Below are 14,174 nucleotides of genomic sequence, written 5' to 3'. Positions count from 1 at the left end.
CTCCCATTGAAAAACAGTCCACTCATCCACAGTTATGAGTCACTCGTAGTGGATAAATCTACTTTAGCTAATCAATGGGGGTATTTAGGCTTTAAAAACATTACATTTTTTAGTTTGAATTAAACGAACTTTATAAAAAAGGGGGCTCTTTACAAGCTGAGGAAGATGGCAAATTGATATATACTATAAAAAAGGCAGAATTAAGCAAGGTGGGAGGAAATATGGCAAGTATATTATATATAGAAGATGATCATGAAATTAGCAATTGGGTCATAGATGTATTAAAAGAAAAAGGGCATGATGTTTTATGGTTGGCTTCTGGAGAAAAGGCAGTGGAAAAAGTAAGTGAAGTTGATATAGTTATTTTAGATGTCATGCTCCCAGGACTAGATGGTTTCTCGGTAGGAAGAAGATTGAAAACGGCAGAGCCTGGATTGCCTATCTTAATGTTATCAGCGCGCACATCTGTTGAGGATCGGTTACAAGGACTTGAGTTTGCAGATGATTATTTAACAAAGCCATTTTATCCGGAAGAACTATTAGCCAGAATTGATGTTTTACTTCGCAGAACTCAACGGTATATTCCGGAAAAAGTCGAGTTGGGACATATAACAGTTTATCCAGTAGAAAATAGAATTGTAAATCATGAAAAGAAAGAAGAAATATTTCTTACAGGCAAGCAACATCAAATTTTTCAGTATCTGCTCAGGCATTCCAATCAGATACTAACGAAAGAGCAGTTATATGAAGGCGTTTGGAAAGAATCATACATAGATGGAGATAAATCATTAATGGTGCATATCCGTTATTTACGCGAAAAAGTGGAGAAAGATCCAGCAAATCCGACTATTATTGAAACAATACGCGGTTTAGGATATCGGATAAGGCTATGAAACAAGGAATAGTTGCAAAATTTCGTCACTCGCTTGTAGCAAGATATTTGCTACTTATCCTTGCGGCGCTACTATTTATTCCCATTGCTATCCCGACATTTACAATTGTCTGGTATTCATTTGAAAAAGACAGTGAAACAGCATCAATTAATGGAGTTAGTCTGGAGAAAATTTGGCATAGAGAAGCGGAAGGATTGACCAACGCCAGTCCTGAGGAGATAAAAAAACGATTGGATCAAATAAAGAAAATCTATCCAGAATCGTCTTTGTTTTGGGTTAATCCAGTTGGAAATATGGAATTTTCTTTGCCTGAACGAAACGATATACCTTCTAGTTGGAGCGCGACATATACGGTTGATTTTATGAAAAAAAGCTATGACGGAGATCCATTTACTTCGGTAGCTTTTATTGGCGAAGACAACAACAAAGGCTTTATTGTGTTTCAAATTCCAAGAAGTGAGCTTGATCTCTCTGAAAATAGCTTGATGAATCGATATTATTATCTCTTTTATGCTGGGGTGATTTTATTATTCGCTTTGTTTATTTTCATATCATGGCTTTTATTTTACCGAATGAGAAAAAGGTTAATGAGATTAGGAAAAACAATGGATCAACATGAATCAGATGGCATTCCTAATCAAATCAAAATTAATAAAATGGATGAAATAGGACAGTTGGAACAATCTTTTAACAATATGATTGATAAGCTGAAAGAGAGCCGGGGTCTTCAACAAGAGGAAGAACACTTACGCCGACAGTTAATCGCCAATCTATCTCATGATCTGAGAACGCCGCTTACAACATTAAGGGGTCATCTCTATACATTGCAAAAAGAATCATTAAGCAAGCAAGGACACGTATCCTTGCAATTGATTGATCATAAAATCGCCTATTTGGGACAGTTGATTGATAATTTATTATCCTACACATTGCTCTCGACTGGAAAATATCCGAGTAAGCCTGAATCGCTTTATATTTTTCGGGCAGTGCGCACCATTACTGCTTCTTGGTATCCTACATTTGAAAGAGAAGGGTTTGACATGGAAATTAATTTACCTGAAAAAGACGATATCAGATGGCAGATGGATTCAAGTTGGCTTGAACGCGTATTAGATAATGTGTTTCAAAATATAGTACGCCATGCGAAAGTGGGAGGATATATCGGAATAAAAGGAGAGGTAACGGAAAAAGGCTTCAAGTTGCTTATTATCGACCACGGGCCTGGTTTTATACAAGAGTCGGAAAATAAAGGGGCGGGCATTGGCATGGCAATTATTTCTCTGATGCTGAAAGAAATGGACCTGCATTGGGAAATGGAAACAGATGGAGACGGCACAATCATTAAAATAAGTGGAGAAAATTGAACGGGGTTTCATACCTCGTTCTTTTTTTAACCAAAATTTAAACTCCATCCACCTCTATATTTAACCTTGGAGCGATACGATTGTTGTGAGGTGAATAAAGTGAAAGAAACGATTGTACAGACAAATAATTTAACGAAACGATTTAAAGGACGCAAGGCAGTAAATGGGGTGAATTTGGAAATCCAAAAAGGTGAAATTTACGGATTTTTAGGACCGAACGGAGCGGGGAAAACAACAACCATCCGGATGCTGTTGGGTCTAATGAGACCAACGCATGGATCAATCCGCATGTTCAATAAAGAGCTAACGAAGGAGAAACTAGCGATCCTGCGAAAGGTCGGTTCCCTTGTTGAATCGCCATCCTATTACGGTCATTTGACAGCAAAAGAAAACCTAGAGGCTTTACGGCTCATATTGAATGTGCCAAAAGCACGGATTAAAGAAGTGTTGGATATCGTACGGCTTACGGAGGAAGCAAATCGACCAGTGAAAGGATTTTCACTAGGAATGAAGCAAAGGCTTGGTATTGCAGCTTCCCTACTTGCTAATCCGGAACTTTTAATTTTAGATGAGCCGACGAACGGACTCGATCCAGCCGGCATTCATGAGATACGAGAGTTGATTAAAAAGATGCCTAAAGAACATGGCATTACTGTCGTCGTTTCGAGCCATTTATTAAGTGAAATCGACCATATGGCAACACAAGTTGGCATTATTACGAAAGGAGCACTCATTTTTCAGGATTCCATTGATGTACTTCGTCAAAGAGCAAAAAGTCATATACGGATTGTGACAAACGACGGAGAAGCGGCGTGGAAATACTTGTTATCAAGAGGAATAAAAGCAGAATGGGAAAATGGTGCAATGCTATTAGAACAACAGGATAATCCATTTATTGCTAGAACGGTAGCAGAATTAGTTCAGGCAGACTTTTCGATTCATCGTGTGGAAGAGCGGAAAATGTCGCTCGAAGATATTTTCCTTGAATTGACCAAAGAGGAAGCAAGCCTATGATCATGCGAATACTTAAATCGGACTTATTAAAGTTGAAAAGAAAGTGGATTTGGTTTTTAGTATTCCTTGGACCGTTTGGTGTCATTGGCCTACAGGGGGTCAATTATGGCTTACGTTACGACTGGCTTGTCAGACCTGAATACGATCTTTGGAATGATTTGCTTATCAATGTGAATATGCTGCTCCCACTCACACTAATGCTAGGGATCGCCATCATTTCATCGATGACAGCGAGTGTAGAGCATCAACAAAATGCGTGGAAACAAGTGCTGGCTCTTCCGGTAACAAAGTTCTCAGTTTTCACTTCAAAGTTTGTAATGAATTTACTTCTTCTTGCCATTTCCTGTTTACTCGTATTGATTGGGACGATTATTCTTGGTTTGATTCTGAAGTTCGGGATGGATATCCCAATTAAAGACATTTCAAAAAACAGTTTTTATCCACTGTTTGCAGCTCTACCGATTCTTGCATTGCAAACCTGGTTGTCGATAACGATGAAAAATCAGTCTTTGCCACTTACAACAGGTATATTATTGGCGCTATTATCTATGTATATCCCGTTGCTACTTTCTGAGGGATATGAACCAATCATGTTTGTGCAAATAGGTGTCGGGATGGGGATGCTGCTCTTTTTGCTAGGAGCAATTGATTTTATGAAACGGGATGTGAAATAACATGTTTATGAGGATCATACAATCGGAATGGTTAAAGTTCCGGAAATCAAACATATGGTTGCTACTTTTCGTTAGTCCAGCACTAGCGGCACTGATTGGCTTTTTTAATGCTGACCCTAATATAAAGGGCTTCGCGTGGCTTCATCTTCTATCGGCGATGCTATTTGTCCATGGATTATTATTTTTACCGCTATTGACAGGTATATTTTCAGCATTTGTGTCCCGATATGAACATCAAGGAGGAGGGTGGAAGCAGCTTCTTGCCCTACCAGTTTCCAGGATGCAAGTTTATTTGGCAAAAGGTACCATAGTAATGACTTTTCTAGCTATCACTCAGTTCTTATTTATTACAGCTTGGTATATTGTTGGTTCAGCAAAGGGGATTAGTGAGGTGTTCCCATTTGCTGTAGCATGCAAAATTGCTATTGTAGGTTTGATCGCATGTCTACCACTTGCGGCTTTACAGCTCTGGGTGTCAACAGCATGGGCAAGCTTTGCAGCACCACTTGCTATTAATGTGATTTTTACTATGCCAAATATTCTCGTCGCAAATTCTGAGAAATACGGACCATTTTACCCTTGGGTGCAGCCGTTTTTGACGATGCTATCAGTCGGTGGTAATGGGGCAGTTGAGAACCTTTTTTTTATTCCGATCGAAACATTACTTTATGTTGTAATGGGTAGCTTTCTCGCCTTTATGTTCGGAGGCATACTTTATTTTAATCGAAAACCAGTTTAAGAAAGGAGCAAGGTCTAAATTCAGTGGAAGACCTTGCTCTCTTTTTTGGCGACAATGTTAAAAGTTGCTAATTATCTTCGCAAGAAAAAGAATAATCATTGGAATCCCTCTCTACCGTGGGATTGCCTCCTACTTCAAAGCACCGCTCATTGGCCAACTGGATTTCCTGATAATTAAAATAGGATGTAGAAGCAAATATGAATGTAATCGCTAATAAAAATAATGCAACGATAGGGATAAATGCTTTTGCGTTAGTCCTAATTTTTTCGTACCTCCCGTTCTAAGAAAACTTGCATAAAGCTTTTTAAATGTAATTTCATTTTTTACAGAAATCTTTATAGTTTTGCAATAAAACGCCTTTTATTTATCAAATTGCTGCTTTCTATAAATAATGAATGTGGCAATCAGTGCAATGATAGCCCATATAGCAAGAATGAGAACATGAACACCGACCTCTCCAAAGCTTTTTCCAGTAACAAGGGCGATCCAGATAGCATCGAAGCGCTCACTTGGAAGAAAGTCGATCATTCTTACGAGAGTTTTATTTTCAATCATAGAGGCAAACATAGGAACTAATCCAAACACAGTCATAACAGGCATGCCGATAATACTTGTTTCCATTACTGTACGAGAGAGTAACCCAAGGATTGTTCCGACAGATATATAGAAAACAATATTGATTATAATAACAAATGCGAATAATGGCATATTTACTACCTCATAATCGCTAAGAATAATGGAACCAATAATCACGAGTACGGTCATGATTGCAGACAAAGCGCTTTTACCAACAAAAATTTCGATTGTACTTGCAGGAGATAGTAGTAAACCTCTTAATGTATTCTTTTCCTTTTCCTCAGCGATCATTGCCGCTTGTACGAATACACCAGCAATGACAAGCGCGAGTGTGATTGGCATCGAGTTTAAGGTGGAACTACCTTCACCTATTCTCCCTAGTAAAGCAGCGAAGGCTAATGGCATCGCTAAAGTAAATAAAATATATGAATTCTTATAGAGGTCTTTCCAATCTTTTTGAAAAATAGCGTTCATTCTTTTTAATGAAAATGTCATAGTAAAACCCTCCCAGTCAATTTCACGAAAATATCCCCTAATGTCGGCTCGTTGGAATGGATAGAAAGCAAGTCACCGTTTTTAATAAATTGATAGATTTTTTCCGCTCCTGCTTCATTATTATCAATAGAAACAGTCCGTCGGTCCTTTAATAATACGGTAATTGCTGAATCGGCATAATGTAACCGTAAGTTTTGCGGTGTGTCGAGCGCCTGGATTTCGCCGTTATGTAAAAAGGCAACTCGATCACATAGGGCTTCTGCTTCAACCATGTCATGCGTTGTTAGAAAGATAGTTGTTCCTTCTTTATTTAATTGACGCAAGCCTTCGTGTATATGTTTAGAATTGACAGGATCAAGGGCAGAAGTTGGTTCGTCTAAAAAGAGTAGATCTGGTTTATGGATTATTGCCCGAGCTAGAGTGACACGTTGCTTCATTCCTTTTGAAAGTTCTTTGACGACAGTTTTAGCTTTGCTCGCCAAATTAACTTGTTCCAACACTTTGCTAATTCTTTGCTCGGTTATTCTGTATAGGTTGCAATAGAGTAAAAGATTGTCATATACCGTTAGTCTGTCATATAATCCACTATTATCTGTTAGGATACCGATTCTTTGCATAATAGAAGGAGTTTTCTTTTTTGACAGGGGTCCACCGAACATATTTACATGGCCTGCCGTATGTAATAATTGGGAGGTTAGAATCTTAATTGTAGTAGTTTTCCCTGAACCACTTGGTCCAAGAAATCCAAAAATTTCTCCTTTTTTCACATCAAATGAAACATTTTTTAATGCTGTTTTATTGCTAAAAGATTTCACCAATTGGTTTACTTCAATAATATTTTCCATCAATATCGACTCCCTCACTCGTTTTCAGCATGTAGTTTTGTTTTCTGACTTAATCATATGGCGAAAACGTATAAACCGCATTAGATCAACGCTGAAAAGAGTATAACAGAGGTTGAGTGGTGCATATTTCCGGGTGAATGGAGCAAAGAAAAGAAAGATCACCTTAGGATGGTCGGTAGGAATAAGGAATAATAACTAAGAACTAAGAACGGATTGAAAGAGCACTGACTGAAAGAGCACTGACTAAGAACGCCACGTCCTGTGGCAACGTCTGTGTGACCTACTTCGTGCAGGCCTCCTGTTGCAACGTCTATGTGACCCACATCGTGTGGCCTAAATGCCAATAATGTTTTTTAATTCGTCCAGCTTTCCTTTCGATAATGGGATGGAACTTTTCTTCTGGTCATCGAGAATTAGACTGTAGCTATTCCGAGTCCACGTAATAACTTCTCGAACTTTTTGTAAATTGACAATGTATGAACGATGGCAGCGAAAAAATCCGAATGGTTGTAATCGATTATGTAGCGAATTTAATGTAAGTGTGCAAGGAAATGTTTCGCCTTTTACATGCAAATTTGTAACGCCGCTATTACTTTCAATAAAGTCAATTTCAGTAGGGTCAAATAAAATTAATTTATCCTCTACTTTTGCTGGGATTTTATCGAAACGAATTTGCATACTCGTTTCCAGTTCCGTCTCTTCCTGGACAAGTTTATTTGTATTTTTGTCGCCTTCTTCAATAACCGTCTCCTCATCTTCGTCAGCTAATTCCAGCTTTTTTAATCCTGAATTATCTAAACGATAAACATGATTTGTAAAAGAAACGGCATTTTCTAAATTACCTGTAGTGATCAAAATTGCTTTTCCTTGTTCTTCTAAGCTAGCAATCAATCTATGTAAAATAATTGTACTTTCCATATCAAGGTTTTGGGCGGGATCTTCCATCATGATGAATTCAGGGTTATGTAAAATCGTACGTCCGAGATGAAGCCGCTTTTTTTCAGAATATGTTAGCTTTTCAGAGCGAATCATTTTCTTATCAGTTAATCCAATCCTATCAAGTATTTCGTCTACATCCACCTGGACCTCATATAATTTTTTGAAAAAATGTAAGTATGCATGAGGACTCAAACGTTCATATAAAGCATCCGCTTGCAAGGAAAGACCAATATGAAGAAAAAAAGTCTGCTTATCCAGCGCTGTTTTTTGAAGGTGAATGTCACCGCCGGATGAAGGAACATCTCCAATAATGATGTGAATCAGTTTATTACCTAATTCGGCGTTGCAATGAATCGCAATGGTTTCACCTTTTTTTATTTCTAAATCAATAGGTGGAAACAATATATTATTTTGTGTTCTTTTTTCTAGTTGCATGATCGTTAACATAGCTTTAGTTCTCCTTATCGAGTTGCTCTCTTTAATCGTAAAAGCGGAAAGTGATTTGGACTCTCGTACAATGTTCGTCCGCTTTTCTGCTATAATAAGGCTAGTCATTATTTTCCGAAAACGGATGTTTTCAGTAAAGCGAGTCGCTCCCTAGTGGTTAATTTAAACTCAACTGCCCTCGGAGTTTTTGCGGAGATTGCATCTGATTGCAGACCAAGAGTACTGGCAAGTATTCTAGCTCTTGATAAGTGGAAATCACTAGTAATAATTGTGATGGTATTAATCGAAGCTGGTAATAGCTTTTTTGAAAAGAGAATATTTTCATATGTAGAGGTAGAATGTTCTTCTAGAAGCAATCGATCTTCTGATATGCCGTTTTCGATTAAATACCTTTTCATTGCTTCAGCCTCGGTGATATTTTCCCCAGGGCCTTGACCTCCTGATAAAATTAACTTTATATTAGGATATTCTTTCGCATACTTTAATGCAGCATCAAGCCGAAATTGTAAAGAAAGAGAAGGAGTTTCCCCGTTTACTTTTGCGCCAAGAATAACTGCAAATTTATTTTTCCCATTTGCTTTTGGTAGCTTGCCATCACTCATCCATTTTCCGGTTAGAATCCATAAGGAAACACTCATAACGATGATAAATACGAAACAACTTGCCGATACTTTCCTCATCATGGATCACCACACAATTCTATTTGCTAATAGACAAAGAATAACTGATATTTAGGTAATAGTAAATATGTTATAGAGGGTAAATTAGCTGGAAATGACTATTTTAGCTGATGGACAAAATAAGGCTTTGATGAAAGGTGGTAGATTCTGAGGAGATCGGCATGAATAGTAATAATTATTGGAACGAAGGTCTGTTATTGGAAAAACTCGCAGATCAATGGCGTATGGCTGGATATAAAGTTGATAGCAATCCCTTATTGGTATTTGTTCTTAAAGAAGGTAAACGAGCAGTATTTTTTAAAGACGGTCGTGCACTTATTCACGGTTCAAGTAATCCGGTTGAGGCTAGGAAAATATACAACACTTTGCTGGGATGAAAGGATTATACAAAGTAATCGGAAAATAGCCGGGAGTGTAAATGGATTATTTTAGACTGAAGAAAGTGACTTTGAAGAAAACTTAGTTTGTTAATGGAGAACAAAGGTTAGGAAGGAGAACAATATGGTAAGCAATTCAACGATTATAGCAATCATTATTTCTTTTATTATTGCAGTTGGAACGCCAATTGTACTTTTCGTTATATTCAAAAAGAAATTAGGTATTTCTGTTAAATTAATCTTGTTTGGTATGCTGACGTTTTTCTTGTTTGCTCAAGTGTTGGAAGGAATGGCCCACAGTTTTTTCTTTATGGAAATGAAATAACGAAAAAACTCTTTGAAAACCCTTGGCTATTTATGTTGTATGGAGGCTTAATGGCTGGGATTTTTGAGGAAGTTGGAAGATTTATTATAATGAAATTCGCATTGAAGAAGTTTCGTAGATGGAAAGACGGACTTGCATTTGGAATAGGTCATGGTGGAATCGAAGCGATTCTTCTTGTTGGAATAAATAGCATTGTGATGCTTGTTTTTGCCTTTATGATTAACAAAGGTATATTCGAATCGCTACTACTTAATGGACAAACAGCTGAAGCCTTCGAACCAATCAAAGATCAGCTTACAAACGGTTCTGTCTTTTTAGTACTACTAGGTGGAATAGAAAGAATAAGTGCTATTGCGATACATCTTGGGCTTTCTATTCTTGTATTATATGCGATAAGAAACCGCAAAGTTTTATATTTGATTTATGCGATCTTGATTCATGCACTATTCGATTTCCCTGCCGCATTGTATCAAGCCGGCGTCATAAAAAATATTTATATAGTCGAGGCCATTATTGCTGTGATTGGCATTGGGTCGATCATATGGACAATTAAATCAAGAAAATTATTTGCTGAATGATATAAGGAGCTGTCCGATAAGTAGGAAAGTCGTTAAAACGGCTTTCTGCTGATTTTTATCTTGTTCTGATTTTAAAAAAATGTAAGTTGATTGGAGTGGGGGGCGTTCGATTTACTTTAGTCCTGCTTTTTTCGCAGGGAGGGGAAATCGGTAGGCGTTCGAATTACCTTCGTCCTGCTTTTTTCGCAGGGAGGGGAAATCGGTAGACGTTCGAATTACCTTCGTCCTGCTTTTTTCGCAGGGAGGGGAAATCGGTAGACGTTCGAATTACCTTCGTCCTGCTTTTTTTGCAGTGAAGGGAAATCGAAGTGCGTCCAATGACCAGGTAGTGCCTTTTTTTTGCGATGGGGATAAAATGGAGGAGGGGCTCCTAAAAAGCCAAATATATGACTTTTTGGAGCCCCCCCTGGATCCTACTTAATTATATTTTTAATGTGTGGCAACAATAACTACTTGTCCACCATCGAGTACTGCTTCATATTTTGCGGCTTCCTGTTCCGTTAAGCCGACAGCTTCAAATTTAGCGCGAAGTTCATCGCCTCTTTTTCGAAATACATTGCTAACTGTATTGAGTATTCCTTGTTCGCCGACACCTACTGCCCCGGTATCCGTGGCATCTGTTAAATCTTTGGAGCGCTCTTCACCATGTGCAAACAGATAAATGTTATCGTGTTGATAGCCTTCAGCGGTTAATTCTGCAATAATATTTGTTGCTTGTACGCCGTTTTCACAAACTTTTACTGTATTCATAGAAAAATGTCCTCCTTCAAAACTAGCTTCACTGCATCTTTAATGATGCAATACTTATTATATATCCTTTCTTATTTTGATTTAAACATACATATTTTAAAAAAAGTTGGAACGGGTAAAGAATAGTATAGAACAAAGAAAGGATGATCAGATTGAAAATAGGAATTTTGAATACTGACTGGGAGCTTCTTCTTAAAGCGGAATTTGATAAGCCATATTACATAAACTTGCTTTCCTTTTTAAAAGATGAGTATAAGGAAAAAGTGATTTATCCGGAGCAAAAAGATATTTTTAATGCGCTAGAATACACACCTTATAAAAATGTAAAAGCCGTCATTTTGGGGCAAGATCCATATCATGGCCATGGCCAGGCACATGGTCTTAGTTTTTCTGTAAAGCCCGACGTAAAGATACCGCCTTCGTTAAGAAATATCTTTAAAGAAATGGAAAATGATTTGGGATATACACCACCGAATAATGGCTACTTAACAAAGTGGGCAGAACAAGGTGTGTTGATGCTAAATACAGTTTTGACAGTAAGAGCAGGCGAAGCCCACTCCCATCGGGGAAAGGGCTGGGAAACCTTAACTGATAAGGTCATTTCTCTTATAAACGAACGAGAACAACCTGTTGTGTTTATTCTTTGGGGACGACCTGCACAGGAAAAGATCAAGTTGATCAATACGGGTAAACATAAAATTATTCAATCGCCACATCCAAGTCCGTTTGCCGCCCGAAAAGGCTTTTTCGATAGCAAGCCGTTTTCGAAAACGAATGAGTTTTTACAAGAATTAGGAATGGAGCAAATTGACTGGCAAATATCTAATCTATAATTTCAGGAAACCATTTCTTGCAATGAGTTAGTGTGAAGTGTGCTAACCTTTGATTTTTTTAATCAAAATGCATATGCTGTTAATTGTAGGAAAAAAAGATTGAGGAATGTATTTGACGGGACGACGGGAGTTGTTATAAATGAACATTTCGTATGAAGCGCTTCTTGGAAAAATGGAGCTTGAATTAAAAGAGGCGAAGGTAGCAAAGGATGAAATACGTGTAAAAGCGCATATATATGCACTTAAGGCACTCGCAGAGGTGATTTTAGAGGGGGAGAACGTGGCATCTCATGAGCCGTTATCGTTAAGGCAGCCTCTAGTTTCACCAGCGATACCTGTTGCCAATGAACCGGTTACACTCGCAAATTCAAAGCCATTAGAAACAGAAGATGGTGCTAACGGTAATTCATTGTTTGACTTTTAATAGGCAAAGAGAGGACTGGTAATATACATGAAATTATTTATTATTTTTGGTGCGATAAATGCCTTTCTGGCTGTCGGTTTAGGAGCGTTTGGTGCCCATGCACTTGAAGGGAAGATAGAACCTAAATACTTGGAAGTGTGGAAAACAGGTGTTATGTATCAAATGTTTCACGCGTTAGGTCTAATTGCTATTGGGATACTATCGAGAAATATATCAGCATCTTCATTGTTATCATGGTCTGGTTGGTTTATGTTAGGTGGTATTATTTTATTTTCCGGTAGCTTGTACGTTTTAAGCACGTCGGGAATAAAAGTACTTGGTGCGATTACGCCACTTGGTGGCGTTGCCTTCCTTATCTCGTGGATATTATTGATTATTTTTACAGTCAAACATCTCTAATAGAGGACGTTCAAAAAGTCACCAAATGATAAACATCGAATTTCTTCGTTGCTCGGTTTTTCCGGTTCTCACGTATTAAAAGCATACGCTCTGATCCTCAAAACCTTCTCGCCTCGAACTTCTTGTTTCTAATTCGGCACCTTTTTGAACACGCACTAATAGTTAAAAAAAGCACCAATCAGTTTCGGTCGATAAAAGTCGACATAAACCGGTTGGTGCTTTTGATTAGCGCGGTGGGTAGTTGGCCAATGGACCGGAGCCAAATGGGTATTCATAGTCGATTGGTTCATCAAATGTGACAAAATCTACATAGATCATAGGAATTAAGTAACGTTTTCCAGTTTGAGGGTCACTAAGAATGACATGATCCCTACCGGCTGCTTCAATCAAACCTTTGAAAATTTTTGCGTTCCATTCGCTATTATGTTCGAATGTGCTATGAATACTAACCAGCTTCCCTTTATTCAGCCGGAGAATATTTTCAATGTACGACTCTTCGACTGGAAGCATCCCCGGAACGTTGATTCCGCCACTTGGCGTCGCAGCATTGGTCGGAAATGGTACAGACATCTGTTGCGGGGGACCAGCTGGTACTCCGCCATAGTAAGGATTTTGCTGGCCAAAAGACCCTGGTTGATATGAGCCCTGTGGAAAAAATCCACCTGTATTCGGATTAAATTGCTGTGCCAAAACATTCCCTCCTATTCAATGGATCTAAAATGGGTAAATCCGAAGATATGAATAAATAATTAATAACTTTGTACTCTTCCATATGTATGTAGGGAGGAGTGGCGATATGCCAACTTCCAATTCATGTTAATAGTAAATACAAAAAAGACCGAACGCTATTTTCCGTTTCGGTCTTTTTGCGTTTATATGTCAGCATCTGTGACACTTGCGCTTTTTTATTTTATATATAGAAATTTGGTAATATCTTCTAATAGATTGCCGACGTAAAATGATCCGAACTCGCCATAACGAGCGCTTACTTCATCAAAACGCATTTCGTAGACGATTTTTTTGAACTGAAGGACGTCGTCAGAGAAAAGTGTGACTCCCCATTCCCAGTCATCAAAACCAACTGAACCGCAAATGAGCTGTTTAATTTTACCAGCATATTGACGGCCAATCATGCCATGGCTATACATTAGATCTTTACGCTCTTCCATAGATAGCATATACCAGTTGTCATTACCTTCGCGGCGTTTATCCATCGGATAGAAGCATACATGCTTTGCTTTTGGCAAAATCGGATACAAACGTCCACGAACATGCGGATTTTGATATGGATCTTCATCCGATTTACCTGCAAGATAATTACTTAATTCAACAACAGATACATAGGAATACGTCGGAATTGTATATTCTGCAATCGTAAGCTTATTAAATTCATTCTCAAGATCATTTAATTCTTCCATTGTTGGGCGTAAAATCATCAGCATAATATCAGCCTTTTGTCCAACAATCGAATAGAGGGCATGGCTGCCTTCTTTTCTGTCTTGTACATCATTTAGTTTTTCAAGATATTGTGAAAATTCATGAATGGCAGCGTGGCGCTCATCGCTAGAAAGTAGCTTCCATGATGCCCAATCCATTGTACGAAAATCTTGCAGTGTATACCAACCATCTAGTGTTTGTGCCGGTTCACTCATTTGGATCAACCCCTATTCATAATCATTATAAAGTAACTATATCACAGTTTGTCCAGCTTCATGTTTCGCAAACAGAAATGTTAATAAAAAGACAAGATTAAGACAAACTTATCATTGTATATCAGTTAAAAGAGCCATATAAACTTGAAGCAAACACATTTATGTGAAAA

At 38.1% G+C, this 14,174-nt stretch carries 16 protein-coding genes and 1 pseudogene; 10 read left to right on the top strand and 7 right to left on the bottom strand.

Features of this window, described 5'->3' with window-relative positions; all coding sequences use genetic code 11:
• The first annotated feature begins 221 nt into the window (after positions 1 to 221).
• The 5 genes from MHB53_RS14250 (at position 222) to MHB53_RS14230 (ending at position 4,684) form a co-directional block, all read left to right on the top strand.
• Positions 222 to 893 (top strand): response regulator transcription factor, encoded by a 672-nt coding sequence (locus MHB53_RS14250; protein WP_340919484.1) that lies wholly within the window; start codon positions 222 to 224, stop codon positions 891 to 893.
• Positions 890 to 2,257 carry a cache domain-containing sensor histidine kinase gene (locus MHB53_RS14245; RefSeq protein WP_340919481.1) on the top strand — a complete coding sequence of 456 codons (1,368 nt, stop codon included), beginning with the start codon at positions 890 to 892 and terminating at the stop codon, positions 2,255 to 2,257. The genes MHB53_RS14250 and MHB53_RS14245 overlap by 4 nt, the downstream gene beginning before the upstream one ends.
• Before the next feature lie 99 nt (positions 2,258 to 2,356).
• Positions 2,357 to 3,271, top strand: a complete 915-nt coding sequence (locus MHB53_RS14240) for an ABC transporter ATP-binding protein (protein ID WP_340919479.1) — start codon at positions 2,357 to 2,359, stop codon at positions 3,269 to 3,271.
• The gene (locus MHB53_RS14235) at positions 3,268 to 3,945 is read left to right on the top strand and encodes an ABC transporter permease (RefSeq protein ID WP_340919477.1); all 678 of its coding nucleotides are present in this window, start codon (positions 3,268 to 3,270) and stop codon (positions 3,943 to 3,945) included. Before MHB53_RS14240 ends, MHB53_RS14235 begins: the two co-directional genes overlap by 4 nt.
• A 1-nt stretch (position 3,946) precedes the next feature.
• Positions 3,947 to 4,684, top strand: coding sequence for an ABC transporter permease (locus tag MHB53_RS14230; protein WP_340919475.1), 738 nt, complete (start codon positions 3,947 to 3,949; stop codon positions 4,682 to 4,684).
• A gap of 360 nt (positions 4,685 to 5,044) precedes the next feature.
• On the opposite strand, the gene MHB53_RS14225 is transcribed toward MHB53_RS14230, so the two are convergent.
• The 4 genes from MHB53_RS14225 to MHB53_RS14210 form a co-directional block, all read right to left on the bottom strand.
• On the bottom strand, positions 5,045 to 5,755 hold the full coding sequence (locus MHB53_RS14225) for an ABC transporter permease (protein ID WP_340919474.1): 711 nt from the start codon (positions 5,753 to 5,755) through the stop codon (positions 5,045 to 5,047).
• Positions 5,752 to 6,600: an ABC transporter ATP-binding protein gene (locus tag MHB53_RS14220; protein WP_340919471.1), complete on the bottom strand. Its 849-nt coding sequence runs from the start codon at positions 6,598 to 6,600 to the stop codon at positions 5,752 to 5,754. Before MHB53_RS14220 ends, MHB53_RS14225 begins: the two co-directional genes overlap by 4 nt.
• A 333-nt stretch (positions 6,601 to 6,933) precedes the next feature.
• Positions 6,934 to 7,986 (bottom strand): LytTR family transcriptional regulator DNA-binding domain-containing protein, encoded by a 1,053-nt coding sequence (locus MHB53_RS14215; protein ID WP_340919468.1) that lies wholly within the window; start codon positions 7,984 to 7,986, stop codon positions 6,934 to 6,936.
• 107 nt (positions 7,987 to 8,093) lie between these two features.
• Positions 8,094 to 8,666 (bottom strand): YdcF family protein, encoded by a 573-nt coding sequence (locus MHB53_RS14210; protein WP_340919466.1) that lies wholly within the window; start codon positions 8,664 to 8,666, stop codon positions 8,094 to 8,096.
• 161 nt (positions 8,667 to 8,827) lie between these two features.
• Between MHB53_RS14210 and MHB53_RS14205 the strand changes: the two genes are divergently transcribed.
• A complete protein-coding gene (locus tag MHB53_RS14205) occupies positions 8,828 to 9,043 on the top strand; it encodes a hypothetical protein (RefSeq protein WP_340919464.1) in 216 nt (71 codons plus the stop codon).
• A 124-nt stretch (positions 9,044 to 9,167) separates the two neighbouring features.
• Positions 9,168 to 9,946, top strand: a pseudogene (locus MHB53_RS14195) (YhfC family intramembrane metalloprotease).
• 429 nt (positions 9,947 to 10,375) lie between these two features.
• On the opposite strand, the gene MHB53_RS14190 reads toward MHB53_RS14195, so the two are convergent.
• Positions 10,376 to 10,696, bottom strand: coding sequence for a general stress protein (locus MHB53_RS14190; protein WP_340919455.1), 321 nt, complete (start codon positions 10,694 to 10,696; stop codon positions 10,376 to 10,378).
• A gap of 158 nt (positions 10,697 to 10,854) precedes the next feature.
• Between MHB53_RS14190 and MHB53_RS14185 the strand changes: the two genes are divergently transcribed.
• The 3 genes from MHB53_RS14185 (at position 10,855) to MHB53_RS14175 (ending at position 12,352) form a co-directional block, all read left to right on the top strand.
• Entirely contained in the window at positions 10,855 to 11,529 is a 675-nt protein-coding gene (locus MHB53_RS14185) for a uracil-DNA glycosylase (RefSeq protein WP_340924724.1), read from the top strand.
• Positions 11,530 to 11,668: 139 nt separating this feature from the next.
• The gene (locus MHB53_RS14180; protein ID WP_340919453.1) at positions 11,669 to 11,953 is read left to right on the top strand and encodes a YwdI family protein; all 285 of its coding nucleotides are present in this window, start codon (positions 11,669 to 11,671) and stop codon (positions 11,951 to 11,953) included.
• Positions 11,954 to 11,980: 27 nt separating this feature from the next.
• Positions 11,981 to 12,352 carry a DUF423 domain-containing protein gene (locus MHB53_RS14175; RefSeq protein ID WP_340919451.1) on the top strand — a complete coding sequence of 124 codons (372 nt, stop codon included), beginning with the start codon at positions 11,981 to 11,983 and terminating at the stop codon, positions 12,350 to 12,352.
• Between the two features lie 225 nt (positions 12,353 to 12,577).
• On the opposite strand, the gene gerQ is transcribed toward MHB53_RS14175, so the two are convergent.
• Positions 12,578 to 13,042: a spore coat protein GerQ gene (gene gerQ / locus MHB53_RS14170; RefSeq protein WP_445661436.1), complete on the bottom strand. Its 465-nt coding sequence runs from the start codon at positions 13,040 to 13,042 to the stop codon at positions 12,578 to 12,580.
• A 215-nt stretch (positions 13,043 to 13,257) separates the two neighbouring features.
• Complete coding sequence (gene hemQ, locus MHB53_RS14165; RefSeq protein ID WP_340919449.1) at positions 13,258 to 14,004, bottom strand: hydrogen peroxide-dependent heme synthase; 747 nt, start codon at positions 14,002 to 14,004, stop codon at positions 13,258 to 13,260.
• Positions 14,005 to 14,174 lie beyond the last annotated feature (170 nt).

It is taken from the genome of Bacillus sp. FSL K6-3431 (assembly GCF_038002605.1).
GTDB lineage: Bacteria > Bacillota > Bacilli > Bacillales > Bacillaceae_C > Lederbergia.
The sequence above is the reverse complement of the archived record's forward strand: the minus strand, read 5'-3'. Positions and strand labels throughout refer to the sequence as shown.

What these genes read in the sequence shown, in the direction of transcription:
- MHB53_RS14175 (WP_340919451.1), top strand. Translation starts at nt 11,981, where the DNA reads ATGAAATTATTTATTATTTTTGGTGCGATAAATGCCTTTCTGGCTGTC.
- MHB53_RS14205 (WP_340919464.1), top strand. Translation starts at nt 8,828, where the DNA reads ATGAATAGTAATAATTATTGGAACGAAGGTCTGTTATTGGAAAAACTC.
- MHB53_RS14215 (WP_340919468.1), bottom strand. Translation starts at nt 7,986, where the DNA reads ATGTTAACGATCATGCAACTAGAAAAAAGAACACAAAATAATATATTG.
- MHB53_RS14245 (WP_340919481.1), top strand. Translation starts at nt 890, where the DNA reads ATGAAACAAGGAATAGTTGCAAAATTTCGTCACTCGCTTGTAGCAAGA.
- MHB53_RS14250 (WP_340919484.1), top strand. Translation starts at nt 222, where the DNA reads ATGGCAAGTATATTATATATAGAAGATGATCATGAAATTAGCAATTGG.
- hemQ (WP_340919449.1), bottom strand. Translation starts at nt 14,004, where the DNA reads ATGAGTGAACCGGCACAAACACTAGATGGTTGGTATACACTGCAAGAT.
- MHB53_RS14220 (WP_340919471.1), bottom strand. Translation starts at nt 6,600, where the DNA reads ATGGAAAATATTATTGAAGTAAACCAATTGGTGAAATCTTTTAGCAAT.
- MHB53_RS14190 (WP_340919455.1), bottom strand. Translation starts at nt 10,696, where the DNA reads ATGAATACAGTAAAAGTTTGTGAAAACGGCGTACAAGCAACAAATATT.
- MHB53_RS14210 (WP_340919466.1), bottom strand. Translation starts at nt 8,666, where the DNA reads ATGAGGAAAGTATCGGCAAGTTGTTTCGTATTTATCATCGTTATGAGT.
- MHB53_RS14225 (WP_340919474.1), bottom strand. Translation starts at nt 5,755, where the DNA reads ATGACATTTTCATTAAAAAGAATGAACGCTATTTTTCAAAAAGATTGG.
- MHB53_RS14235 (WP_340919477.1), top strand. Translation starts at nt 3,268, where the DNA reads ATGATCATGCGAATACTTAAATCGGACTTATTAAAGTTGAAAAGAAAG.
- MHB53_RS14180 (WP_340919453.1), top strand. Translation starts at nt 11,669, where the DNA reads ATGAACATTTCGTATGAAGCGCTTCTTGGAAAAATGGAGCTTGAATTA.
- MHB53_RS14230 (WP_340919475.1), top strand. Translation starts at nt 3,947, where the DNA reads ATGTTTATGAGGATCATACAATCGGAATGGTTAAAGTTCCGGAAATCA.